Source organism: Ruminococcus sp. 210702-SL.1.03, assembly GCF_020559915.1.
Taxonomy (GTDB): Bacteria; Bacillota; Clostridia; order Oscillospirales; family Ruminococcaceae; genus YE71.
In genome coordinates, this window is record NZ_JAJCLZ010000007.1 from 85,551 (window position 1) to 111,272 (window position 25,722).

Annotated in this window: 21 protein-coding genes; 10 read left to right on the forward strand and 11 right to left on the reverse strand. The window is 51.0% G+C overall.

The genetic code is table 11. The annotated features are described in order from the left end of the window. Positions 1–155: 155 nt before the first annotated feature. From rny to LI114_RS05650, 3 genes are all read left to right on the forward strand, one after another. On the forward strand, positions 156–1,730 hold the full coding sequence (rny, locus tag LI114_RS05640) for a ribonuclease Y (protein ID WP_227219830.1): 1,575 nt from the start codon (positions 156–158) through the stop codon (positions 1,728–1,730). A gap of 72 nt (positions 1,731–1,802) precedes the next feature. Next, positions 1,803–3,380 carry an O-antigen ligase family protein gene (locus tag LI114_RS05645; RefSeq protein ID WP_227219831.1) on the forward strand — a complete coding sequence of 526 codons (1,578 nt, stop codon included), beginning with the start codon at positions 1,803–1,805 and terminating at the stop codon, positions 3,378–3,380. After that, positions 3,377–4,081: an ABC transporter ATP-binding protein gene (locus LI114_RS05650; protein WP_227219832.1), complete on the forward strand. Its 705-nt coding sequence runs from the start codon at positions 3,377–3,379 to the stop codon at positions 4,079–4,081. Before LI114_RS05645 ends, LI114_RS05650 begins: the two co-directional genes overlap by 4 nt. Before the next feature lie 84 nt (positions 4,082–4,165). Here LI114_RS05650 and LI114_RS05655 read toward each other — a convergent pair whose 3' ends face one another. The 5 genes from LI114_RS05655 to LI114_RS05675 form a co-directional block, all read right to left on the reverse strand. Beyond that, complete coding sequence (locus LI114_RS05655) at positions 4,166–5,656, reverse strand: hypothetical protein (RefSeq protein ID WP_227219833.1); 1,491 nt, start codon at positions 5,654–5,656, stop codon at positions 4,166–4,168. Between the two features lie 398 nt (positions 5,657–6,054). Beyond that, entirely contained in the window at positions 6,055–6,378 is a 324-nt protein-coding gene (locus LI114_RS05660; RefSeq protein WP_227219834.1) for a DUF1292 domain-containing protein, read from the reverse strand. A gap of 1,681 nt (positions 6,379–8,059) precedes the next feature. Further along, positions 8,060–8,887 (reverse strand): hypothetical protein, encoded by an 828-nt coding sequence (locus LI114_RS05665; RefSeq protein WP_227219835.1) that lies wholly within the window; start codon positions 8,885–8,887, stop codon positions 8,060–8,062. A 117-nt stretch (positions 8,888–9,004) separates the two neighbouring features. Next, entirely contained in the window at positions 9,005–9,931 is a 927-nt protein-coding gene (gene cysK, locus LI114_RS05670) for a cysteine synthase A (RefSeq protein WP_227219836.1), read from the reverse strand. A gap of 45 nt (positions 9,932–9,976) precedes the next feature. Continuing rightward, positions 9,977–11,266, reverse strand: a complete 1,290-nt coding sequence (locus tag LI114_RS05675; RefSeq protein ID WP_227219837.1) for an O-acetylhomoserine aminocarboxypropyltransferase/cysteine synthase family protein — start codon at positions 11,264–11,266, stop codon at positions 9,977–9,979. Positions 11,267–11,851: 585 nt separating this feature from the next. Here LI114_RS05675 and LI114_RS05680 point away from each other — a divergent pair. Next, positions 11,852–12,919 (forward strand): branched-chain amino acid aminotransferase, encoded by a 1,068-nt coding sequence (locus LI114_RS05680; RefSeq protein ID WP_022127499.1) that lies wholly within the window; start codon positions 11,852–11,854, stop codon positions 12,917–12,919. Positions 12,920–12,975: 56 nt separating this feature from the next. Here the strand turns inward: LI114_RS05680 and LI114_RS05685 are convergent, their stop codons facing one another. The 6 genes from LI114_RS05685 to LI114_RS05710 all read right to left on the reverse strand — a co-directional run bounded on the left by LI114_RS05685 (position 12,976) and on the right by LI114_RS05710 (position 17,607). Further along, positions 12,976–13,683 (reverse strand): DUF421 domain-containing protein, encoded by a 708-nt coding sequence (locus LI114_RS05685; protein WP_227219838.1) that lies wholly within the window; start codon positions 13,681–13,683, stop codon positions 12,976–12,978. Positions 13,684–13,803: 120 nt separating this feature from the next. Then, the gene (locus LI114_RS05690) at positions 13,804–14,370 is read right to left on the reverse strand and encodes a class I SAM-dependent methyltransferase (protein WP_227219839.1); all 567 of its coding nucleotides are present in this window, start codon (positions 14,368–14,370) and stop codon (positions 13,804–13,806) included. Beyond that, on the reverse strand, positions 14,370–15,218 hold the full coding sequence (locus LI114_RS05695; protein WP_227219840.1) for a hypothetical protein: 849 nt from the start codon (positions 15,216–15,218) through the stop codon (positions 14,370–14,372). The genes LI114_RS05690 and LI114_RS05695 overlap by 1 nt, the downstream gene beginning before the upstream one ends. Positions 15,219–15,245: 27 nt before the next feature. Continuing rightward, positions 15,246–16,055 carry a hypothetical protein gene (locus LI114_RS05700; protein ID WP_227219841.1) on the reverse strand — a complete coding sequence of 270 codons (810 nt, stop codon included), beginning with the start codon at positions 16,053–16,055 and terminating at the stop codon, positions 15,246–15,248. A gap of 10 nt (positions 16,056–16,065) precedes the next feature. Continuing rightward, positions 16,066–16,668, reverse strand: a complete 603-nt coding sequence (locus tag LI114_RS05705) for a hypothetical protein (RefSeq protein WP_227219842.1) — start codon at positions 16,666–16,668, stop codon at positions 16,066–16,068. A gap of 39 nt (positions 16,669–16,707) precedes the next feature. Continuing rightward, positions 16,708–17,607 (reverse strand): hypothetical protein, encoded by a 900-nt coding sequence (locus tag LI114_RS05710; protein ID WP_227219843.1) that lies wholly within the window; start codon positions 17,605–17,607, stop codon positions 16,708–16,710. A gap of 466 nt (positions 17,608–18,073) precedes the next feature. Between LI114_RS05710 and LI114_RS05715 the strand changes: the two genes are divergently transcribed. The 6 genes from LI114_RS05715 to LI114_RS05740 all read left to right on the forward strand — a co-directional run bounded on the left by LI114_RS05715 (position 18,074) and on the right by LI114_RS05740 (position 25,713). Next, positions 18,074–19,159 carry a PucR family transcriptional regulator gene (locus LI114_RS05715; protein ID WP_227219844.1) on the forward strand — a complete coding sequence of 362 codons (1,086 nt, stop codon included), beginning with the start codon at positions 18,074–18,076 and terminating at the stop codon, positions 19,157–19,159. A gap of 222 nt (positions 19,160–19,381) precedes the next feature. Then, the gene (gene ftsE / locus LI114_RS05720; protein ID WP_022127506.1) at positions 19,382–20,062 is read left to right on the forward strand and encodes a cell division ATP-binding protein FtsE; all 681 of its coding nucleotides are present in this window, start codon (positions 19,382–19,384) and stop codon (positions 20,060–20,062) included. Then, complete coding sequence (gene ftsX / locus LI114_RS05725; protein WP_227219845.1) at positions 20,059–20,964, forward strand: permease-like cell division protein FtsX; 906 nt, start codon at positions 20,059–20,061, stop codon at positions 20,962–20,964. The genes ftsE and ftsX overlap by 4 nt, the downstream gene beginning before the upstream one ends. Before the next feature lie 99 nt (positions 20,965–21,063). Next, positions 21,064–22,620 carry a murein hydrolase activator EnvC family protein gene (locus LI114_RS05730; protein WP_227219846.1) on the forward strand — a complete coding sequence of 519 codons (1,557 nt, stop codon included), beginning with the start codon at positions 21,064–21,066 and terminating at the stop codon, positions 22,618–22,620. 41 nt (positions 22,621–22,661) lie between these two features. Then, the gene (locus LI114_RS14290) at positions 22,662–24,020 is read left to right on the forward strand and encodes a murein hydrolase activator EnvC family protein (protein WP_319638292.1); all 1,359 of its coding nucleotides are present in this window, start codon (positions 22,662–22,664) and stop codon (positions 24,018–24,020) included. 670 nt (positions 24,021–24,690) lie between these two features. Continuing rightward, complete coding sequence (locus LI114_RS05740) at positions 24,691–25,713, forward strand: LacI family DNA-binding transcriptional regulator (RefSeq protein ID WP_227219847.1); 1,023 nt, start codon at positions 24,691–24,693, stop codon at positions 25,711–25,713. Positions 25,714–25,722 lie beyond the last annotated feature (9 nt).

Sequence of the window (25,722 nt, forward strand, 5' to 3'; positions counted from 1 at the left end):
AGGAACTTCGGGCAAAACGGTCTGTGTAACGGCATTTATATATTTATGGATTAGTTATGTATGATATGCAGGGATATTGATACTATTATTCACTTCACAATTTAAAGACTGCCCCGCAAGTTCCCGACTTTCAAAGAAGGAGGAAGGCTATACACATGGGTAGTAGTACATTGATACCGGTGATACTTGCCGCGCTCATAGCTTTGATCGTCGGCGGCGCGGCTGCCGCTTTCGTTGCGTTCAAGCAGGGCGTAAAGTACCGCCAGAAAACTGCCGAAGCAGCGATAGGCTCAGCCGAAAAAGAAGCTGAGAGGATACGCGAAGAAGCTGAGAAAAACGCTGAGTACCTGAAAAAAGAAGCTCTAGTAGAAGCAAACGACCAGATCCATCAGCAGCGCCAAGAGGCCGAAAAAGAGATCAAGGAACGCAGGAGCGAGGTTTCCCGCCAAGAGCGCAGACTTAACCAGAAGGAAGAAACGCTCGACAGAAAGATGAATTCACTTGAGCGCAAGGAGGATTCGCTTCAGGCAAAGCTCAAAAACGCCGACGAGAAGATAGCCGAGGCTGACAGGATAAAGAACAGCCAGCTGGAAGTTCTCGAAAAGATCTCGCAGTTTACCGTAGATCAGGCTAAGGAGTACCTGCTAAACAGCTTGGAGGATGAGCTTACTCACGAAAAGGCTCTCAGGATCTCCGCTTACGAGTCACAGATAAAGGACGAGTGCGAGAACCGCGCAAGACAGTACATCTCGCTCGCGATAAGCCGCTGCGCCGCAGATCAGGTCTCCGAAACAGCCGTATCGGTAGTTACCCTGCCGAACGACGATATGAAGGGCAGGATCATCGGCCGCGAGGGCAGAAACATCAAGGCGATAGAAACGCTGACGGGCGTAGACCTTATCATAGACGATACGCCGGAGGCTATCACAATATCCTGCTTCGACCAGGTACGCCGCGAGGTAGCGCGCATAGCGCTTGAAAAGCTCATCGCCGACGGCCGCATACACCCCACCCGCATAGAGGAAATGGTGGACAAGGCACGCCGCGAGGTAGAGCACAGGATAAAGCAGGAGGGCGAACGCGCCGTTCTGGAGACCAACGTACACGGCATAAACCACGAGCTTATCAAGCTGATAGGCAGACTGAGATACAGAACGAGCTACCGCCAGAACGTTCTCGACCACTCGATAGAGGTGGCACATCTGGCAGGAATGATGGCTTCGGAACTGGGAGTAGACGCAAACCTTGCGAGAAGAGCAGGCCTGCTGCATGACGTCGGCAAGGCGCTCAGCTACGAGATAGAGGGTTCGCACGTTCAGATAGGCGTAGACGTATGTAAGAAATACAAGGAATCGCCTGACGTTATCCACGCGATAGAGGCTCACCACGGCGACGTAGAAACGCGCACCGTAGTAGCGGCGCTGGTACAGGCTGCAGACGCTATATCCGCAGCAAGACCCGGCGCAAGAAGCGAGAATTACGAGAACTACATCAAGCGTCTTGAAAAGCTGGAGGAGATATGCACTTCGTTTGACGGAGTAGAAAAATCCTACGCTATACAGGCGGGCCGCGAAGTACGCATCATGATACAGCCTGAGAAGATCAACGATGAGAAAATGGTTATCGTAGCGAGAGAGATCGCGAAGAAGATTGAAAACGAAATGAATTATCCCGGACAGATAAAGATAAATCTGATCCGCGAGAGCCGCGTCGTTGAATTCGCAAGGTAAAAAAATCAAAAATGGGGCGGACATTTTATAAAAGTGTCCGCTCTTTTTATAGTTATCGGGAGGGACAAAAACATGGCAAAAAAAGGCGCTACATACAGCGCAAAGTCAGACCGCCACGCCGAGCATAAGCACCTTTTTGGCTCGGGCGGAAAATCAGACTTTATAATAAACATGACCGCGCAGGGCGCGCAGAAGCTTTGCGGCGTGTACAGCATAATAGCTATACTTCTCGTCGCGCTTTCTTCGATACCTTACTACATCGCAAAAGCGGTGGAGAGCGGCGACGAATACAATATGCTGAACAGCGCCGACGGGCAGACGCTGGCTTTTCTGATAATGACGCTGCTGGTGGCGGCGGGCTTTATCGGCATGCTGGTGTTCATGGTTGCGTGCGTAAAAAAAGAGATAGTTGTGGGAAAAAACAAGGCGCTCTGGCTTTTTGCGGGCGTGCTGATCTCGGCGCTGATCTCCACCCTTGCGGCGGACGATATAGGCACGGCTTTCTTCGGCTACCTCGATAGGGCTGAGGGCTTTATCACCATAATCGGCTACATCGGCTTTTTTGCGGTCGGCATGACGCTTACAAATGCTCTCTACCGCCGCCGCGCGGCTAATACCGTAGTAGTTATCGGTTCGGCGAACGCGCTGATGGGCATTTTGCAGAGCATACCCGCCCTCGCAAAGTGGATACCCGGCTACTACAATTATCTTTTCATCGACTACATAAACAACGTTTCAAAGGCGGAGTATTTCAACAGATACGCCGGCTACGACGCTTCATACGCGGCGGACGGCTTTACCTGCTCGCCTTTCGCGCTGGGCGCACTGCTTACCATAGCTTTCGCGCTGGCTCTCAATAACGCCGCTTACGGAAAATTCATCGGCAGAGTGCTCAATACCGCCGCCTGCGCGCTCATGGCGGGCGCGGCGATAGCTACGCAGACATTCCCTGCGATGCTGGGCATAGCGGTAGTACTGCTTACGGCATTTATTCTCGCGATAGTCGGCGCGGTAAAGGAAAAGCAGGCGGATACCGAAAGCGAGGGCGGCGAGAGATTCGGCAAAGCGCCCGTGCTAATGGTGCTGCTCTGCGGCGTGATCTCTGCGGCGATATTCGGCGGCATATTCGCTACCGATAACTTCCGCATGAGGAACGAGCATATAATGTACACCGATTCCTTCGAGCGCTTGGGCATAGCCTACGGCGCACACTCGGCGCACGAGGACGGCATTTACCCGACCCTTTGGTACGATGGCGCGCTCACTTTCGAGAACAGCCCCGTTATCGGCGTAGGCCCTGACAACTGGGCGGCTATGTGGAACAGCGGCGAGGGCATGGAGATAGACCGCACATACAACGAGTACCTCGATACAGCCGTTACGCGCGGCGTGCTGGGGCTGGCTTTCTACGCGGCTGTTATCATCGTAACGCTCATCAAGGCGGCGCGCATCTTCCGCCGCACATTCGGCAAGGCTGACAAGCTGGCGGCGGGACTTTTCACAGCGTTCCTCGCATACGCAGTGCAGGCTTTCTTTAACATCAGCGCGCTTTGCTCTACGCCGTTTTTCTACCTCGTTATCGGAATCATCTGGAGCTACGACGCTAAGGGCAGACCGCTGGACGAGATAAAGAAAGGCAGCGAAAAGTGAGCGATTTTATCAGCTTTGAGAACGTAGAGAAAATTTACCGCTCGGGCGAGGTGGAGATAAAGGCGCTGGGCGGCGTGAGCTTTGGCATAAAAAAGGGCGAGATATGCGTGATAGTCGGCGCTTCGGGCGCGGGCAAGACCACCCTGCTGAACATACTCGGCGGCATGGATACGCTGACGAGCGGCAGGGCGGTGATAGACGGCGCGGATATTAGCAGCTTTGGCAGAAAACAGCTTGCTTCATACCGCCGCTTCGACGTCGGCTTCGTGTTCCAGTTTTACAACCTTGTGCCGAACCTCACCGCGCGAGAGAACGTGCAGTTAGCCTCGCAGATATGCCGCGACCACATCGAAAGCGGCGAAGCGCTGAAAAGCGTTGGGCTTGAGGAGCGTATGGATAATTTTCCCGCTCAGCTTTCGGGCGGCGAGCAGCAGAGGGTGGCGATAGCCCGCGCGCTCGCGAAAAAGCCTAAGCTGCTGCTGTGCGACGAGCCGACAGGCGCGCTCGACTACGCTACCGGCAAGGCGATACTGAAGCTTTTGCAGGACACCAGCCGCAGCAGCGGCATGACGGTGGTGATAGTGACTCACAACTCCGCGCTCTGCGGCATGGCGGACAGAGTAGTTCGCATGAAAAGCGGCGGGGTAGAGAGCGTAACGCTCAACGAAAACCCCACGCCCATCGAGCAGATAGAGTGGTAATTGATAAAAAAATCAAGGCTTCCGCACGGAAAAATGCGGAAGCCTTTTTGTATATGTTAGATTTTTATACGCATATCGACTAGCTCAAAGCAGTGCGAAAAGCACGAAGAAGCTTACCAGATAGCGGCAGCGCGCCTCCCAAAGCATTAGGAACACCGTAAGCCCCATCAGCGTGACTTTCAGTATGAAATCACCCTGCAAAACGTCGTCGTTCGACTTTAGGCGCGAGAGGTAGGTGCTCACCATCGAGAGCATAAGCGTGAAATGCAGCGCCGTGCAGATGACGAGGAAAGCTTTCGAGGTCAGCAGATTCGAGTCGGTCATGTAGTAATTTATCATGTATGTGCCCAGCTTCCAAGTGTACGTCAGCTTTTGCATACAGTGGTTGAGCATGCCCGAAGCGCCCTGCTCGTGGAGCTTTTCGTTCAGCCGCTCGAGGTCGGCGCGCTTTTTCTCGTCCTTGCCCTCAAAACTGCGGGTGTACATGAAATCATCGTAGCTGTAACCGCCCTTGCCGTCGGCGCTCATCATTACCCAGTGAATGGTGGGGAAGCTGTACTTGTAAAGCTCGTCTTTGGAAATTTTCAGCACCGAGCAGGCGAGCGAGCCGATAAGCGTGCTGAGTACTGCAAATACGGCGAGTATCGCGGCGAACGGCGCGAGCTTAGCCTTGATAGCGGAGAGCAGACCCTTAGCGCCCTTTTGCTGAAACAGCAGGTCGAGCAGTATCGCGGGCAGTAGTATCACCGCGCTGCCTTTTATCTTGTACGCTATGCCCAGAACCGCGCCGCATGAGATCAGCAGGGCTATGCTTTTGCCGGAGAGCAGCTTTTCGCCCGCCGCCCGCCGACTGCGCCATTTCAGATAGAGGTACAGCGCGCCCGTCAGCCAAGGCATACCCAGCGCGTCGGTGTAGAAGTACATGACGTATGTCACCAGCGGGGTGAAAAGCAGACCGCGCACCGCGCAGAGCAGCGCCTTTGAGGGCTTGTAGATCACCCGCGCGCACATATACATCAGTATGTACGAAGCGTTCAGCCCGATCAGATTGAAAGCCGTAGGCAGGACATTGGTAATGTGCCCCGTCAGCGCGTACTGTATCTTGTAAAGCGCGAGCACTATCAGAAACAGCAGGTGGTTGTTAGGGTAAACGGCGTAGTACTCCTGATGGCGCGAGGGCAAGCCTTCGTAGATGGTGTCCGCGCCCGTGAGAATGTAGTTTTTCGCCGAGGTGCATATGTAGCTGAGGTCGTTTATCGGCGTGAAGTGCGAGCAGGCGGCGAAAACTATCTGCACCGCAAGCAGCGCCAGCGCCATGACAGCGAATATTCGGTCGCACTTTTTAGCGTCATCGCCAAGCCGCGCTTCAAAAACATTGCCGAGCTTTCGCAGCGCCAAACAGCCCGCGCAGGCGGCCAAGGCTATCAGCAGGATAACTCCGTACACAGCCGCCTGCGAGCCTATGTAATGTTCTACCAGCAGCCAGTCCGCGAGAAAATACACCGAGAGCGCCATCGCGAGCGCAAAAAAAATGCCAAATCCGTAGTTGACAAATTTGCTGAAGATCTTGTTCATTTTGTCTTTTCCTTACTTTCCATACAATTTATACATCATGCGTCGTTTATTCTACAGATTATAATAAACGCTAATTGTTAATTACGATATGTGATTTTTCTTAATTCTATCTTAAATATGTGCATGCCGCTTAAAAATAGGCATAAAAAAACCGCCGTGCCGTCGTGCGGGGAAATAAAACCCGCGTAATAACAGCAGGGCGGGTAAAACGTCCCGTTAGCTCTGTGCTCCCATCATCCGCCTGTTTTGCACGGCTTTCGCGGTGTCAGGCGGGAGGTCTGCGATCGGCTTTCCGGAGAACGGATCCCTATTTCATAAGTGTTGGATTAAATTGAACCCACACAAACGAACACAGCAGTAATTTTATTTGTTAGTATAGTACCCAAAAGACGGGCTGATTATTCATCGTCGTTGAAATCGTACATTTCTTCCAGACGCTCGATAAATACTTTTCCAACTCTTTCGTACTCTTCGTCATCGTCGATGGAGACCATCATTTCCTCATCGCCCTCGTAAACGCTTTTGAGGATAACTACCTCGCCGTCGCTGCTAAGCATATCCTCGGCGTCCTCAGCGTAGGGCGTGAGTGCGAAATATTTCTCGCCCTCAAACTCCATAACATCGAGAAGCTCAAAAGCCTGCTCGTTGCCGTCTTCATCTTCAAGAGTATAAATATCGGGTGTGTAATCGTCTAAACCGTTAAGATCTTTTTCGTCAGCCATAAATAAAAGCCTCCTTAAATAATATATACGCCGCGCAGGCATTTTACTAAAACCTCACGCGCACTGTCGCGCACCGTACAAATCAATTATATCACATACCGCCTGCGATGTCAAGCACATTTTCTAAAGGATATATTAAATAAAAAAATCCGAAGTTTTTTGAAAAAAACTATTGACAACGTACAAAAAGTGTGATATACTATAGTCAGAGAAAAGGAAAAGACCACATAAGATCAGACAAGAGCAGATGCTAAAGAACGGGAAGTATCTTAAAGCGGCAGAGGGTCGGGTCGGTAAACGGTCACAGAACTTTTACTCGAGTGAGCCGAAGGTTTTCGGAGGTATACAGATCTCGCAAGACGGTGCAAAGTTTGAGCAATGCGGGGGCGGTACCGAAAATACTTTAATACGGCGTGAAAGGAGCGAGTCCGATGGACGCATCAGAGATCAAGCAGAGTTCGCCAAGACTCGTTGAGGTCTGATAAAGAGAAGGCAAGACGCAGACGATAAGAGCTGACAGACCTTTATTTAGCAAGACATATCGAAGACTTATACGAGCTTTTGGCTGAGGACTAATTTACAACTACAACATTGCAGCTAAATGGCTCTGCTTATAAAAATTACAACTGAATATGCGGCGAGTACCGCAAATCTTTAAAAAGGGGTTCTCTAAAATGATTTTATTCAGAGCAGCATCTAATAAAATTTGAAAAGGAGTGCTACCCATGTACTAAGGATCTAAGACTTATGACAGGCTGCCGAGGGCGGCTGAGATAAATTCGTAAAGGACGTGAGCCCAATGAAAGCACGGACGAGGTTTACGAATACTAAATAGTCAGGAGTGTTACCCATGTACTGCTAAGGAAACTTACCGATACAAATTATTCGCGAAGGAAGTGCTTGAGTCATGAAAATGCCAAGATCGATAAGGACAGCGAATAAATTTTAGTCAGGAGTGATCCCGATGCACAAGCGTCAGAAAGGCGGTTTTTCCACCTAACAGTTAAAGACTTTTATCCGCGGCGCAAAGCTTGTACAGCGACCGGCGGGGGCTGAAAATGTCACAGTCCGCGGGCGGCGGTGAGCGAAGCGAAACAGCGTGAATACTTACAGTATAGGATCTTACGAGCCTACGTCCGATGATCGGGCGGGCATAATATAAGGAGTGGTGCGAAATGAAAATTCTCCGCACATTTTACCGAAAGAATATTTGCCAGTAAGGGGTGAGTCCGAAGGAAAATCCAGTTTGACATTACGATTTTAAAGTTGACCGAAGCCCATAGTCCATAAGGCTTACGCGTGCAGGGCGCGCCGATAATGTCACGGCAGTGCCGATCACGCGGCGGGGACGGGGCGCTAAAGGGTCTTGCGAGAGATGTTTTCTCCGAATATACATACATACTGCGAACCTGCTGAGGCGGGGGACTTTAAGAACAGGAGTGGTGCGGAATGAAAATCATACGCACGGTATTCAGGAAAAATATTCTAAGTTAAGGAGTGAGTCCGAAGGTTACTTTAGCTTGACATTACGATCATAATTCCAATGAAGGGAACGAGTCCAATGAGAACTTAAACTTTTCAATATCAAATGAAAGGTGTAGAGTCCGATGGCTTAACTTATAAAAGCTGAAAATAATTTAGTCCGCAGGCTGCGTGGTCTGCGGACTTTTTTGCGTTATGTTTATGCTGATCGTTCACCGTGCTCGGCGATGTACTGCGAATATGCCTGTTCTACCAGCTCGCGGGCGTTGGCGACTTTGCGCTCCAAACGCGAACCGTCGGCGTACTCGGCGGCTTTTTCCACGGCGGACTTCGCCTGCGGCAGACGTTCGGTATCCAAATAGCAGGCGGAGAGCGCGAGATAATCCTCACATAGAATGCTGCCGCGCGCCGACTCTATCGACTGGAAAAACTGCTCCTCAGCGGCGGGCAGCTCGCCCCGCAGATAGCGGTAGCAGCCTAGCGTGTGCTTTACCGAAGCCGCCAGCGAGCGCGACGTTACCGATACCAAATACCCGCGGCCGCAGCGGTAGATCTCGTCCGCAGCGGAAATATCCTCGCAAAGCACGGCGGCGTACAGCCATGTGTTGTAGTACACCTGCCGCTGACGGCGGGTAAGCTCAGAAAACTTTATCCCGCGGAGCTGCGCGAAAGCTTCGTTCAGCCTGCCGCTTTCGGCAAGCGTTTCGCTCATAACCAGCGCGGCAGTTTCGCCGCATTTTTTCTTTTCGCACTTTTCGCACCAGCGGCGCAGTTCGGCGAAATAGCGGTCGGAATAGCCCTCGCGCTCGGCTATCCGCGAAAGCTTCACGGCGGGGTAGCGCGGCTCTTTGCCGATATTCAGCACCGCCAGCACGGCGGCGGTCATGGTCAGCGCGAAGAGCATCGGGTAAAACGAAGCGCTGCCGCGCGGCACGAAATCCAGCTTGCCGAAGATGAAGATGGTAAGCTGAGTTGCCAGCGCGGAAAATATCGAAGTGCCGAGAAGTACGGCGCATAATCTTTTCATAAAAACATCACCGACCTTATTATAACACATCGCGCCGCCGATTGCAAGCATATTGCGCAAATACAAAACGCCCTCCGCCGTGAAGCGGAGAGCGCTCTGACAAAGCTTAATATAAAATCAAGCAAAAAGTACGCTTAAGTATCTGTCGCCTGAGTCGGGGAGAAGAGCCACGATGGTCTTGCCCTTGTTTTCGGGACGCTTGCCCAGCTCAGCAGCTGCCCAAAGTGCCGCGCCCGAGGAGATGCCGAGCATTACGCCCTGCGTGGTAGCGATCTTTCTCGCCGCCTCGTAAGAAGCTTCGTTGGAAATGGGGAGGATCTCGTCGTAAACACTTGTATCGAGAACGTCGGGCACGAAGCCTGCGCCTATACCCTGTATCTTATGAGGGCCGGGCTTTCCACCGGAAAGTACGGGGGAAGTCTGCGGCTCTACCGCTACTATCTTAACGTTAGGATTTTTCTCCTTGAGGTATTTGCCCACGCCGGTAACCGTACCGCCTGTGCCTACGCCTGCGATGAAAATGTCGACCTTGCCGTCGGTGTCGTCCCAGATCTCGGGGCCGGTGGTCTCGTAGTGCGCCTGCGCGTTAGAGGGGTTCTCGAACTGCGAGAGGATAATGCTTCCCTCAATCTCGTTTACCATAGCCTTAGCCTTTGCTACCGCGCCCGACATACCGCTCTTGCCGTCGGTAAGAACGATGTCTGCGCCGTAAGCGCTTATCATATCGCGGCGCTCTTTGGTCATGGTCTCAGGCATTACGATGATGACTTTGTATCCGCGTGCAGCGCCTACGGAAGCAATGCCTATACCTGTGTTGCCAGAGGTAGGCTCTATAATAGTTCCGCCGGGCTTTAATCTGCCGGCTTTTTCAGCGTCGTTTATCATATACAGCGCTGCTCTGTCCTTTACCGAGCCTGTGGGGTTGAGGTACTCCAGCTTGCCGAGAATGGTAGCGGGCACATCGTAGGCCTTTGCAAAATTGTCAAGCTCCAGCAGGGGAGTTTTGCCTATAAGTTTGTCTGCACTTTTTACTATATTTGCCATGATGGATACATCTCCGTTTCAGTATGTCAATTTGTCGATTTATTATCAAACGTTCTTTACTGCGTCAAAGCCGTGCTGCAGGTCGGCGATGATGTCGTCGATGTGCTCGGTGCCTATCGAAAGGCGAATGGTGTTCGGCTTGATGCCTGCGTCGAGCAGCTCCTGCTCGTTCATCTGCGAGTGTGTGGTGGAAGCGGGGTGGATAACGAGCGACTTAACGTCGGCAACGTTAGCCAGCAGCGAGAACAGCTCGAGAGATTCGGTGAATTTCTTAGCCTTCTCAGCGTCGCCCTTGATCTCGAATGTGAAGATGGAAGCGCCGCCCTTGGGGAAGTACTTATCGTAAAGCTCCTTCTCTCTGCCGGTAGCGAGTGAGGGGTGGTTTACCTTTTCTACGTCGGGGTGATTCTTGAGGAAGTCTACTACCTTGAGTGCGTTCTCAACGTGGCGCTCTACTCTCAGCGAAAGGGTTTCCAGACCCTGAAGCAGCAGGAACGAGTTGAAAGGTGAGATGGTAGCGCCCAGATCTCTCATCAGCGTGGTGCGGATCTTGAGGACGTAAGCGATGTTGCCCGCAGCCTCGGTGAATACTACGCCGTGGTAAGAGGGGTTAGGCTTGCTGAGTCCGGGGAACTTATCGTTCTGCGCCCAGTCGAACTTGCCTGCGTCTACGATAACGCCGCCCATTACAGTGCCGTGGCCGCCGATGAACTTGGTAGCCGAATGTACTACTACGTCTGCGCCGTGCTCGATAGGTCTGAGCAGGTAAGGAGTAGCGAAGGTGCTGTCAACTATCAGCGGGATACCGTGGCGGTGTGCGATCTCGGAAATAGCCTCGAGGTCGATAACGTCGGAATTGGGGTTGCCGAGAGTTTCAGCGTAGATGAGCTTGGTGTTGTCCTTTATAGCAGCCTCGATCTCTTCGAGGTTGTGGGGGTTTACAAAAGTTGTTTCGATTCCCTGATCTGCAAGGGTGTTTGCGAAGAGGTTGTAAGTACCGCCGTAGAGGTTCGAGGAGGAAACGATGTGGTCGCCTGCCAGCGCGATGTTCTGTACAGCGTAGGCGATAGCGGCCGAACCGCTAGCGGTAGCCAGAGCAGCAGCGCCGCCCTCGAGAGCAGCTATTCTCTGCTCAAATACATCAGAAGTGGGGTTCATCAGACGGGTGTAGATGTTGCCGCCCTCAGAAAGTGCAAATCTGCCCGCCGCCTGCGCAGAGTCTTTAAATACATAAGAGGTGGTAGCGTATATCGGCACCGCTCTTGCGTCAGTGGTGGGGTCGGGATTTTCCTGTCCTACGTGAAGCTGAAGTGTTTCAAATTTATAATTGCTCATGATGATCTTCCTTTCGTTTTCGGGGTGCTGCCCCGGCTTTGTCAAATTGGTCGGTTTTGCGTGTGAGTTTCGTACTTTTTGCTGTAAGTAAAAAATCTTACTTTTCGATGAACTTCATACATCGCCGCATTCGCTCTGATGAAGTATATCTTGAAATGAAAGTCATAATTCATCTCCGCCTTTCTGTAACGGTGTTTGCTTTCTTTCGATGATACTAGTATATCACGTCATTCCTACTTTGTCAATAGGTTTTAGGGGATATTTTATTTTTCAGACATTTGCACAAATAAACGCGCAATTCCGGCAATGACGATTGTGCAATATGCGGCCACATCAATTAGCAAGGACTAACCGCTTTCGGGAAAAGTGCAGGATTTACTTGACGATAATTCATCGTATTCGCATAAAAGATAAAAAAATTAGTGAAAAATATTAAAATTATATGTAACCTCTTGAAAAATTTATCGTTTTGTTATATAATAGACTTAACAGCGATGAATTTGCCGAGGCGGGATAAGTCATTTTCGCTATGCGGCGGCTTTCACCGCGTACATACTCATTAAATATTATGAAAGAAGGATTTGTATGTTAGATCTTAAAATCGAACGTACCACAGCGCCTAAGGAAAAACCTACCGATGAGACCAAGCTCGGTTTCGGCCACATCTTCACCGACCATATGTTTGTAATGAATTACGATACAGGCATGGGCTGGCACGATGCAAGAATAGTACCTTTCGGTAACATTACCCTTTCGCCTGCCGCTATGTGCCTGCACTACGGTCAGGAGATCTTCGAGGGTCTTAAGGCATACCGCACCGCCGAAGGCTCGGTACAGCTTTTCCGTCCGCAGGAGAATTTCAAGAGAATGAACGTTTCTGCTGAGAGAATGGTAATACCGCAGATCGACGAAGAATTCATGCTCCACGCTCTTAAAGAGCTTATCAAGCTGGAGCAGGACTGGGTGCCTCATACCGACGGCGCTTCGCTCTATATCCGTCCTTTCATTTTTGCTACCGACCCGTATGTCGGCGTAAGACCTGCTGACCACTACCTCTTTATGATAATCCTTTCGCCCTCCGGCGCTTACTACTCTACCGGTCTTAACCCCGTTAAGATCTATGTTGAGCAGAAGTATGTAAGAGCGGTAAGAGGCGGTACGGGCTTTGCCAAGACCGCCGCTAACTACGCAATCTCGCTCAAGGGTCAGGACGAGGCACACGCTCAGGATTACGAGCAGGTGCTCTGGCTCGACGGCGTAGAGCAGAAGTACATTGAGGAAGTAGGCTCTATGAACATATTCTTCGTTATCGACGGCGAAGTTATCACCCCGAAGCTCACCGGCTCGGTACTGCCCGGCATAACGAGAAAATCGGCTCTCGAGATCTGCAAGAAGCGCGGATATAAGGTAAGCGAGAGAAGAATAACCATTCAGGAAGTTGCTGACGCTTACGACGCAGGCAAGCTGGACGAAGTATTCGGCACAGGTACGGCCGCCGTTATCTCGCCTGTCGGCCACCTCAAGTGGGGCGAAAAGATCATGACCATCAACGACAACAAGATAGGACCTATCTCGCAGATGCTTTACGATACCATGACCGGTATCCAGTGGGGCAAGATCGAGGACGAGTTCGGCTGGGTCGTTAAGATCTGATAAATTTAGACAATATTTAAGGGACGGTTTTTGCGCCGTCCCTTTTTTTATGTGTATTATGCGTAGTAGTCGAGTTTTCTGCCGTCGGAATTGCGGGGGTAAAAGGTTATATTGCCGTCGTAGTACACCGCGAAGAAAATATCGGCGGGTGAGTTGTAGCCCTGCGCGTGCATTTCGTCAGTAAGGCGTTTTATCTTAAATCCTGCATCCTGCATATTTTTCTCCATCATAACGCCGTCCATGATGAGGTTGAGCGGAGCAGGCTTTTCCTGCGGCTGCTGTCCGAGATCTTTCAGATTTACAGGGCGCGAGCTTTCGGTCTGGCGGAAAGACACCCTGCCGTTGCTCTCCATGACGGCTGTGGCAATATCCTCCACTGAGAAAAAGCCTGCGCAGCGGGCGGCTACCAGCAGGTCGTCGAGGTCTAGGCGGGCTTTCTTGACGTTTTCGCGGTAGATAGTGCCGTTTTCGATGAGCACCAGCGGCTCGCCCGAGAAAAATTTTCGCGCCGACATAGAGTTCATAGTCGCGAGGGATATGAAAAAGCCGGTAACGCCGTATATCGCCATAGCGATAACGCTTATCCATATCATCTCCCAGCTTTCGGAAAGCGCCATTTCGGCGGCGATAGAGCCTATGGTGATGCCGTTGATGTAATCGAACATATTGAGCTGCGAGATCTGCTTGTTGCCCATAAGCTTTGTGAGCAGGAACATCACGATCATCGAAGCGGCGGCGGCGCACACGGTTTTTATGATAAGCATTTGCGATCCCTCCGTTTGAATTGATATAGGCTTATCATTGGCAGTCGCGCGGAAATTTATGCAAAGAAAAAACGGACGGAGTATTTTTGCGGTACTCCGTCTGTATGTTTAATGCTGAAATTATTTCCCCTTATACACCCTAACGCTTATCGGCGGGCAATTGGGGCGGTTGACAAATCTGCTCACCAGCGCGGTGTATTCGTTGACGGGCAGGCGCTCGAGATACTCCAGTATCGCGTCGCGCTCCTCTGTGCCCGTATCTCTGCCGTAGTATATCGAAAGGCTCATAACGCCATTAGGCTTTAGCAGGCGCAGACCTTTTTCAATGGCCTCTATGCTCGTGTCGCGCTTGGTGTTTATAGTGTGGTCGCCGCCCGGCAGCCAGCCGAAATTGAAAACAATAGCCGCTACCGTGCCCTCCTCGGCGTATTCGTCGATGCGGTGGTGGCTCTCTAAGTGCACCTCGCCGTTGGCAAATCCGCGCTTTTCAAGCAGCTCGCGAGTGCTCTCCACCGCCGCGGGCTGAATGTCGAAAGCTATTACCTTGCCCGTTTTGCCGACAAGCTCGCAGAGAAAAGCTGTGTCGTTGCCGCGGCCCGCCGTGCAGTCTATGCAGATGTCGCCCGCCTTTACGTTCTCAGCAAGAAAAGCGTGCGCAAGCTGCACCGCGCCGAACTGGCTCGCCATTATTCTTCACCGGCTTTGCCGGTATCTTCCGCCGCGCTCTCAGCTTCGGAAGTATCCGCGTTCATATCGCTGTATTCCGAAAGGTCGGGCAGGTTTATGTTCTCGTCCGCGCACTCGGCGAGCATATCTATCGTGTAGAAGGTCGAAGCCATGCCGTCAGGGGTGATGACGTAATTCATCAGCGCGCCGGTGTCCTTATTAAAGGTGTAGCGGATAGTGCCCGAAGCCTGAGTGAAGTCCTCGTCGATGGCGTAAACCTCGGAAATGTTGCCGTTTTCATCGATCTCGGCGGAGATGAAGTCAGCCGTGCCGCCGAAAAGCGGGTCGGAATTTCGCGTATCGTAATCAAAATCCGCTTCTTTAGAGTAAGACTTCGTTACCTCGGAGATGGTGTAAAAATCCTTGTCTTTAGTGTAATAGCCGGAATATGTGCCGCTGCCGTAGTTGGAGGAAACGGCTATCTCGCCATCTCTCAGGGCAAAGGTAAGCTCAGCCCCCTGCGTCGACATTTCGATGTAGTAATTTTCCCCGAATTCCTTTTTCAGCGCGTCGTACATATGCGTATCGCTTTCGGGGTCGTAGGAAGCCGCGGCGGTCTTCATCGACTCTGCGGCGGTGTAATCTCCGCCCTTTTTGTAATCCTCAGCGGTAAGCTCGGCAGCCGAATCGTCAGCGCCGTCGGCAGCGTCCGCCGAATTATCCTCAGCGGAGGAAGTTTCGGTAACTGCGTCCGCGCTTTCGGTCTTGCTCGAATTGTCGGATCTTTCCGAATTTCCGCAAGCGGTAAGCGCCAGCATACAAGCGGCGAGCGCCGCGCAGATAAGTCTTGTGATGTGTTTGTTCTTCATTTTTATACTCTCCTTGTTCGGAAAAAATTATCCGAAAATATTTACGCCGAGGTCTGAAAGCGCTTCGGCAAGCTTGTCGTCATCCATATCGGCGAGGTCGTCGTAGGTGTAGCCCGCTTTATCGAGGTCTTCTTCGGTGATCCCCATGTAGTAAAGCGAAAGCTTCAGCTGTGATTTGTGGTCTAGGCTGTCGGAGTCGCTCATGTCCTCCCAGCCTGTGAGGTCGGGCAGGTTTATATCCGCGCCGCTCCAGTTTATCGAATTTACAGTGACTTCAGTCGTGCCCGAAGAGGTTTCCGAGGTTATGCTTTTCAGCTCGCCCGTTTCCTCGTCGTACACGAAGGTGAACTTTTCGTCGTTGCTGCCGCTCTCCGCGGTGCTGTCTACTGATGTGTATATCTCGGTAGTTTCGCCGTTCTCGGTTTTGGCAGAGGAGAGCGAATCGCCCTCGCCTATCGAGAAGAGCCCATCGGCAAAAGGCTTGCTTTCGTCTGAGATCTGGTAGAAATTAACGTCGGGCATCAGCAGGTAGGTCTTATCGTCGATGCTGTAAAACTCGGTGTAGATGCCGCCGTAATTGAGCGAGGTAAAGGTCTTGCCATCGTGCGCGGTGATCTTGCAGTCGGTGTCGCCCGAGCTTTCAAGACCCGAAACGGTGATGTCGATAGAGTATTCGCCCGCTTTCATGTTATCCATCATTTTTTCGGTGAGCGTCTTGTTCTCCTCCGAGGAAGCCTGACTGCCCGCGGCGGAGCTTTCGGCTTTTGACTTTGAGCACCCGCCCAGTGAAGCGGCTAAAACGGCGGCGGAAGCAAATGCTAAAAATTTTTTCATCATATTCTTTACCTCAGCTTTTTTTATACATTATCTTGGTTTGCAGATCTTCGTTATCGTAGCCCATCTTGAATGTCATGTAGGTGGTTACGGGGTAGATGAGCAGCATTATCGGGTATACCGCGAGCAGTACCGCCGACATATCCGCCGCCTGCATATTCGGCGCGAAAAGGTCGATGTAGCCCCAAAGCCCCAGATTGAGTATCTTGAATGGCAGCAGCGCCGAGCCTATAACCTTAAAGTACGAGAGCAGCAGCATTATGTACGAAGCCAGCGCGGGCAGCATCGAGATCAGCCCCAGCGTCAGCCCGAAGCCGCGCTTTACACAGTCGCCGCGGACGGTGTTTTTTATGTGCGCCTTAGCGCCCTCTTTCATGCCGAAATCCGCCATGACGCATATGTAGCAGATCAGTCCGCAAGTTCCGAATATAAATTTTCCCGCCCTGCCGAGAAACAGCGTTGTAGCCATCAGCGAGAGGAAAATAAAAAGCCCGAAAAATTCGCATTCCAGCCATTTCAGCAGTGCGGTGATCTTAGCGCGGCGGCGGTCGTAGCGTTCCTCAGCCGAGTAATCGCGGCTGTCCTGCGCGTCCGCCTGTTTTTTAGTATCGTTCATATCTTGCATATCTTGCACGTCAAAAATTCTCCTTAAATATCATTTCGCGGCGTTCTCAAAAGCCTGCTCGGCGGTATCTGCGGCGCGCGCGTCGACTATCTGCGCCGAAACGCTCAGCTTAAAGCCCTCGCCCAGCAATTCGAGATTGTTTATCTCGCAAACGTCCTCGGTAAAAGTGCCGTCCTCATTTTCGGTGAAGTGGTCGGCGGAGGTGGTGGTGATGTCCCAGTCGGCGGGGATGACTACGTTTGTAAAAAGCGAGATCTCCTCGCCCTCAGCCGCCGCCTTCTTAAATGTATAGCTTCTTTTAAAAGGCTCTTTCTCGTCCTCGGAAGCTGTGAAAGGCGATTCCTCCGCGCCGCCGCTTTCGGTCTGCGAGAGCTGAGTAACGCTGCCCGTCTGCGAAAGCTCGTCCAGCTCGCTTGCGCTCAGCCTGCCTTTATTTTCGTCAAGCGCCTGCGCGCCCTCGGAATTATCGCGGCAGAGCGCCGAGAAAGCAAGTTCGCCCTTTGCCGCGAGCTGATTGTATTCGTTTTTCAAACTATGGTAAGTTTCCATAAAAGCCAGATAGCTCGGCGAATCGGGGTCGAGCATAGACTCGTACTGGTCTATCTCCTGCTGTTTTTCGCTCAGCTTCTGCGAAAACGGCACACCGTCGGCGTCCTGCAATTCTACGGTGAAGCGGACGTAAGCCGTGCCTTTTTCTATCTTAACAGCGGGCGCGAGCGGCACGTTTGAGCCGGCGGTGATCCCCGCGGCTGTCTGCTCCGGCTGACCGCTCTGCACTATTTTAGCTTCGGGGGCAGTCATCTGCGACTTCTGCTTTGCGCGCTCGCCCGCCAGCGCAGCCTTTGCGCCCAGCGCCGCGCCCGAAAGCAGCAGAAGTATAAGCGTAAGTGCGGTAAGCAGCCGCTTTTTGCCCTTAGGCTTTTTAGCCATTTTCTCACCTCGGTCATACAAAGTGTACTACCTTAAATTATAGCATACCGCGGGCGCATTGTCAACGAAAGGCGGCGCGTTTTCGCCAAACCGTCACAAAGGGGCGGCTGGTAAATTTTTATTTGTGCACGTTTACAAAAAATTTAAAAGTTACGAAATGGTTACAAAGTGCCCGCAGATACCGTGCTGTCGGGTGGTCGGGATAATGAAAAATGCGTGAAACGGCGCATATTTTACAAAAAATTCACACAATGCGCCTCGTAATGTGTTACAATTTGTAATAAATAGATTTGCGCTTATCATGTGCTCAGCCGTTTTTCATAATTTTTTTGAACATTTTTACTATACGGCACTTGAAATTTGAGTTTTTTTTTGGTATAATAGCATTATACACAAATGCTTGACCGAATTGTGCGTTTTTTTATCGGTCGGGCTGTTATTTTGCTGAATAAGGAGAATCATAACTATGTCCAACAGATTATTTCAGAACGTGATACATCAGATGCGTGAAACTATCGACTGCACTATCGGAGTTATCGACGAGACCGCTACGATCATTGCCTGCTCCGAGCTTGCTCAGGTGGGCACTACGAACGAGTTCGTATCTCTCGACCTCAGGGATTCGCATGATATCTTCGTTCGCGACGGCTATACATACAAGCCGTTCGGCTCTCATATGAAGCCCGATTACGCTGTATTTGTAGAAGGTACTGACGAAGTTTCGGCAAAGTACGCGAGCATACTCGCTATCTCCCTCGCTTCGATAAAGCAGTACTACGATGAAAAATATGACAGAAACAACTTCATCAAAAACGTTGTTCTCGATAACGTACTGCCCGGCGATATTCACGTCAAGGCGCGCGAGCTGCATTTCAACTCCGACGTTTCCCGCGTGGTGCTGCTGATACGCATAGTTTCTTCAAACGATGTTTCCGCTTACGACGTTATCCAGAACCTCTTCCCAGATAAGAACAAGGATTTCGTTTTCAATATTACCGAAAGCGACATCGTGCTCGTAAAGGAAGTAAGCTCGGCTATCGACTCTAAAGACCTCGAGAAGCTGGCAAGAAGCATTTCCGATACCCTCAGCGGCGAGTTCTACACCCGCGTGAACGTCGGCATAGGCACGGTAGTAGAGGGCGTAAAAGATCTTTCGCGCAGCTTTAAGGAAGCGCAGACCGCGCTCGAAGTCGGCAAGGTATTCGACACCGATAAGGTGATAGTTTCTTACGACAACCTTGGTATAGCAAGGCTGATATACCACCTGCCCACCACCCTCTGCGAAACATTCCTCAAAGAGGTGTTCAAGAAAGGCAGCATAGAGTCGCTCGATCACGAAACGCTCTTTACTATACAGAAGTTCTTTGAGAACAACCTGAACGTTTCGGAAACTTCGAGAAAGCTTTTCGTACACAGAAATACTCTCGTGTACCGCCTTGAGAAGATCAAGAAGCTCACGGGTCTTGACCTTAGAGAATTCGACCACGCTATTATCTTCAAGATAGCGCTTATGGTAAGAAAATATCTTTCGGCAAACCCCGCTAAATTCTGATAATTACAAACGGTGATTTCTGAAAATGGCTGATCGCAGCTTTTGCAGTGCTGGTGTTCCGCGGTAGCGCGGGCTGTCCTGCGCGCCGGCGGTCAGCCGTTTGAACTGAATGGAGATACAAGCGCCCCGCGGACTTTTCGCGGAAAAAAGAGAGAAATATACCTCCGTGACCCTAACGCGGCGCTTTGTTTTTGTGCAAATAATTTGAGAGGTGAACAGATCTTGGTAGAATTTAAAGACGTATCTGTAACTTATTCGAGCGGCGTAGACGCGCTCAACAAAGTTAATCTTAAAATAAACGACGGCGACTTCGCTTTCGTAGTAGGCTCTTCCGGCGCGGGCAAATCGACGCTGATAAAGCTGATACTCAAAGAGATAGACGCTACTTCGGGCACTGTGATGGTAAACGGCTTTAATCTTTCAAAGCTGCGTCGCCGCAAGATACCCGCTCTGCGCCGCACCATCGGCGTAGTATTTCAGGATTTCAGGCTGATACCTACTATGACGGTGTACGAAAACGTAGCTTTCGTGCTGCGCGTTATCGACGCGCCGCCTAAGTATATCCGCAGCCGCGTGCCCTACGTTATAAGCCTCGTAGGCTTGCAGGACAAGGCAAAGTCTTACCCTACCGAGCTTTCGGGCGGCGAGCAGCAGCGCGTGGCGCTTGCGAGAGCGCTGGTAAACGACCCTCAGCTCATCATAGCGGACGAGCCTACGGGCAACATCGACCCCGCGCTTTCATACGAGATAGTAGACCTGCTGCGCAGCATAAACGAGTGCGGCACTACTGTGCTTATGGTAACTCACGAGCATGACCTTGTGCGCTATTTCGGCGGACGTATCATAAATATCAATCACGGCAACATTGCCTTTGACGAAGTGATAGGAGGTAATGCGAAATGAGAGCCAGCAGTGCAAGATACCTTGTAGGACAGGGCGTAAAGAGCATATGGAGGAACAGAATGATGTCCTTCGCTTCATTCTGCATAATATTGGTGTCGCTGCTGATGGTAGGCGTTTCGGTGCTGACGACCATCAACCTCAACAGGATAATCGGCGGAATAGAAGACCAGAGCGAGGCGGCTGTTACTATTAAAGACGACATCGGCAAGGACAAGCAGGAAGCGCTGAAAAAGCAGATAGAGGCGCTGCCTAACGTAGCGACAGTTACCTTCTATTCTAAAGACGAAGCTTGGAAAAACATGAAGAAAGACATGAGCGACGAGCAGCAAGACCTTTTCCGCTACGCGGACGAAAACCCCCTGCCTGATACTTTCAGGATAACGGTAAAGGACATAAGCCATATGTCTGAAACTACCATGCAGATCGGCACATTCGAGAACGTAGACTCGGTAAAAAGCCCGACCCAGTTCGCAGACGTGCTGGTAAGCATAAAGAATATACTCATGATAATCATGACGGCAGTTATCGCGGCGCTGATCGTGGTATGCCTTATCATAATCTCAAACACCACAAGAGCCAGCGTATTTGCGAGAAGAAAAGAGATAAACATAATGAAATACGTCGGCGCTACCAACAGATTTATCCGTATACCTTTCTTCATAGAGGGAATGCTGGTAGGCATAGCGGCTGCTGCTGCGGCGCTGCTGCTGACTAAGTTTGCCTACGAGGGCGTATACGGCATATTCAAGAACGATATGAGCCTTTGGTCGATACTGGGCGTAGACAACCTCTATCCTTTCAGCAAAATGATGGTAAAGGTAACTGCGGCGTACCTCGTATCGGGCGCATTCATAGGCGCGGTAGGTACATCTATCAGCGCGGGCAAGCACCTTAAAGTATAATAATCATCAACTGACTTGTAAAAATACGGAGAACTCTGCGGCGGGCAAGCTCTGTCCGCGGGGGGATGTTTGGCGTTCATGTAAGGAGGAACGAGAGCTTTGAGAACGAGCACGAAATGCCTTATCAAAAAGGGGCTGGCGCTTACGCTCGCCGTTACCATAACGGCTGCGGCTTTTACAAATACCGAAAGCTACAAGAAAAACGAGCCGAAAGCTGCCGCCGCGCAGGATAGTTCCGGCGACTCTAAAGACACTGACAGTAAGATAAGCTCCGCCGAAAAAAGCCTTGAAGAGCTTGAGAAAAAGCAGGCTGAGCTTGATAAGAAAATAAAGGAAACTGCGGGAAGCATCGACACCGAGAAGGACAACCAAGCGGCAATATCCGAGCAGATAGACACTGTGGAAAAGACGATAACCGCGCTTGCGGACTCGATAGGCGAGCTGGAAACGCAGATAGCGGACGCTGAGAGCGCCATTGCCGAAAAAGAGCAGGTGGTGGAGCAGAAAAAGCAGGAGATAACCGACGGTATCTCTGACCTGAAAAAGCGCCTGCGCGTGATGTACATAGCGGGCAGCGACAGCTACACCGACATACTCGTCGGCGCTTCTGATTTTTACGATATGCTCATGAAGATAGAGCTGGTAAAGCGCGTAGCCAACTATGACAACGATATGATCGACGGACTGGTAGCGCTGAAAGAGCAGTACGAATCCGAAGAGCAGGAGCTTAATGACGAAAAGAGCAAGCTTGAGGAAAGCCTGAAAGAGCTGGAGACGCGCCGAAAGAAGCAGCAGAGCCAGAGGCAGAAACTGGAAGAACTGTATTCGCAAAGCTCGGCTACCATCGCGGATATGGAAGCCGACCGCGAACTTTACGAGAATAATCTGAGCGAGATAGAGAAGCAGCATGAGGAATTTGAAGCCGATCTGCAAAAGCTCTTTGAAGAGCGCGAGGCTCAGAAAAAAGCTGAGGAAGAGAAGAAAAAGAAAGAGGAAGAAGAGCGCAAGAAAAAAGAAGAGGAAGAGCGCAAAAAGCGCGAGGAAGAGGAGAAAAAGCAGCAACAGCAGGACAGCAGTTCCTCTGACAGCGGTAATGATAATAACAACAGCAGCGGCGGAAACTCCTCCGGCGATAACTCTTCATCGAGCGACAACAGCAGCAACGATAACAACAGCAGCAACAATAACAATAATAATAACAGCAGTAATCCCAATTCCAATTACGGGTATCAGGATAAATCACGGTTCACATGGCCTGTTCCGGGATTTTACCACATATCTTACGGCGTGGGCTGGCGCTGGGGCGCTTACCACAAGGGCATAGACATCTACTCTGAAAATATCCGCGGGGCGAACATCATAGCCGCCGACGCGGGCGAAGTTATACTGGTATCAAACACCTGCCCGCACGACTACGGCAAAAATTACAGCTGCGGCTGCGGCGGCGGATACGGAAACTACTGCATAATCGACCACGGCGACGGCTACTGGACGCTTTACGGACACTCCGAGAGGATAACTGTATCGCAGGGACAGCACGTTGAAAAGGGAGATGTGCTGGGCACAGTAGGCTCTACGGGACATTCCACCGGTCCGCACCTGCACTTTGAAGTGCGTATAAACAACGTGGCGCAGAACCCGCAGGATTATGTGTGATGCGATAGTCTGATGGTCAAAAAAGGAGATTGCATAGGCTTATGAAGAAAATGACTGCGATGAAAAAAACGCTGGCGTGCTTGTGCGCGGCGTGCATAGCGGCAGGGGCGTTTTCCGCCAGCGGCAGGGGAGAGGTCTGCGTATCTGCGGATGAGAACACCTCTGAGAGCGAGGGCAGCGCCGAGGAAGCAGGCTCGCAGTTCGACACCAGCGTTTATACCGATAAGCTGCAAGAGATCGCTGACGAGCAGGCTAAGATAGAAAAAGAGATAGCCGACGCAAACAGCGGCGTGATGGACGAAACGGAAAAGCAGAAGCTTATAATCAAAAAGATCGACAATATAAACCAAAAGGCGGACGTCATTAACGCTTACATGACCCAGCTCGAGATGGAAATATCTACCGAGAGGGAGCAGGCTCAGCAGCTTAAAAACGAGGTGGACGAGGGCATAGCGGCGTACAAAAAGCGTCTGCGCGCCATGTACATCGCGGGGGACATCAGCTATACCGAGGTGCTGCTGAACGCGGGCGACTTTTTTGACGTGCTGATGCGCTCTGAACTGCTGAAACGTGTGGCGGATCACGACGCCAAAACGCTCGACGGGCTTGTTGCTAAAAAGGCGAAGTACGACCAAAAAGCAGCCGAGCTGGAAAAAGAGCAGGCGGATTACGACGAGCAGGCGGCGGAGCTGGAGAAAGAACGCGCCGAGCTGGCCGAGCTTTACAATTCGAGCAAAGAGATGAAAGATCTGCTGAAAGAGCGGCAGGAGCAGCTTGCGGAAAAGCAGCAGAATTTTGAGAACGAGATATATTCGTACGAGGGCATACTCAGCGACCTTTTAAAGGGAACTTACGGCAGCTCTGACGACGAAGTACAGCGTTTGCAGACGGAAGTGCAGGCGGTGCAGAAGCTGACCGAGCTGCGCGGCGCGATAAGCGAGCGCACGAAAAACGGCGAAACTATACCCGATACCGAGTGCAAGTACAATTTCAAATGGCCTGTGCCCGGAAATTACTATGTGTCATCGGGCGTGGGGGCGCGCTGGGGGGCTTACCATACGGGTCTTGACATTCCCGGCGACGGCGGCACGCGCGTGAACGCATCCGAAGCGGGCACGGTGGTGCGCATGAACAACAGCTGTACGCACAATTACGGCAAGGACGGCTCGTGCGGCTGCGGAGGCGGCTACGGCAACTTCGTAGTAATAGACCACGGCAACGGCTTCCTGACGCTCTACGGCCACCTCACGCAGGCTACGGTAGAGGTCGGCGACAAGGTAAAGCAGGGCGACCAGATAGGCCTGATGGGCTCTACGGGCTACTCTACGGGCACGCATCTGCACTTTGAGCTGAGGTACGAGGGATACGTTACAAATCCTGCCTCGTTTGTAAGCTACTGACAACTGAAAACATTTTCGTAAGGCGGTGTGGCAATTGACCATGCCGCCTTTTTTTATGCCTTTTGTAGATTTTTACGAAAAAATAAGAGCCGATAAGAGAATATTGACCTCCGAAGACAAAATTCTTCACATTCTGAAAACGTTTCCGAAAAGTTTTTAGGCGGGATTTTGCAAGGTTTGTGAAAATGATATGAAAAAAATTCACATTCTCGCTCAGAAAAATGATAAAATCTGAAATCGCGCCGAAAACGTTTAAAACGGTGTCGGATAAGTAAAGAATGAGCTAAATTTGTGCGATTTTTGCAACTATACGCACAATTTTTGGATAAATTGCAGCAAAAGGCTTTTTCGATTTTTTTTGTTATATGAGCACTGTGTGAAAAAATGAGCGGCGGAAGCGGCAAAAACGTAATCGGCGGCATAAACGGTTACAAAACGGTGTCGCGGAGGTAAAATTGTTCGTTAAGATGCACAAAAGGAGCGTTGAAAATTAGTTCAATCCTCCATATTTTCTTACACAACGCAAAAAATTCGCAAAAACACTTGCATTTTTGGAGAAATTATTGTACAATTTCATTAGCGGAAAACGTTTAAGGGAATTTTAAACGAGAAGCGCTGCGGCGCAGCTTAAATGAACCGAAAACGTTTACTGAAAGAAAGGAGAAACGCTGTGGTTTCACTAAAGGACATCTCCGTTCGCTGCGGCGTCTCGATAGCAACTGTCAGCAAGGCTCTTAACGATCACAAGGACGTAAGCCCCGCTACAAAAGAACGCCTGATAAAAGCCGCCAGAGAAATGGGCTACTTCCCAAACTCGCAGGCTAGGGCGCTAAAAACCAACAGAACTTCTAACCTAGGAGTGATGTTTACCGAAGAAGCGGGAAGCGGCTTGACGCACGAGTTTTTCGCAAAGGTGCTAAACAGCTTTAAAACTGAGGCGGAATACAGCGGCTATGATATAACGTTTATTAACAAAAACCTCGGACGCAGAAAAATGTCGATCTACGAGCACTGCAAATACCGCAATGTAGACGGACTCGTAATAATATGCACCGACTTTTCAGACCCCGACGTATACGAGGTGATAAACGGCGACCTGCCCGTAGTTACGATAGACCACGTTTTTGAATGCCGAACGGCTGTGGTTTCAAATAACGAAAGCGGAATGGAAGCACTGATAGATTACGTCAGCGAAATGGGGCACAAAAAAATAGCATTCATACAGGGCAAACGCTCTGCTGTAATGGAAAAAAGAATGAGCGGCTTCTGCAAAGCCTGCATGAACCGCGGGATAGAGGTAAAGCCCGAGTGGATGCTCACGGGCGAATACCACAATCCCATAGCTACATACGAGCTTACAAAACAGCTCATACAAAGCGAGGAAAGACCTACCTGCATATTTATGCCCGACGATTTCTCGGCGATAGGCGGCTACAACGCCATTGCAGACTGCGGGCTGAAAATACCCGACGATATTTCGGTGGTGGGCTACGACGGAATTGCTTATTCCGAATTTCTTTCGCCAAAGCTTACATCTTACAGGCAGGACGCCGTGAAGATAGGCGCTGCGGCGGCGAGAAAGCTTATCTCGCAGATCGAAAATCCATCTACCACATTCGCTGAGGTGATAACGGTAGACGGTGAGATCCAAAAGGGCGCTTCGGTAGCAAGCCCCGCAGGATCGACAAAATAACACTTGGCA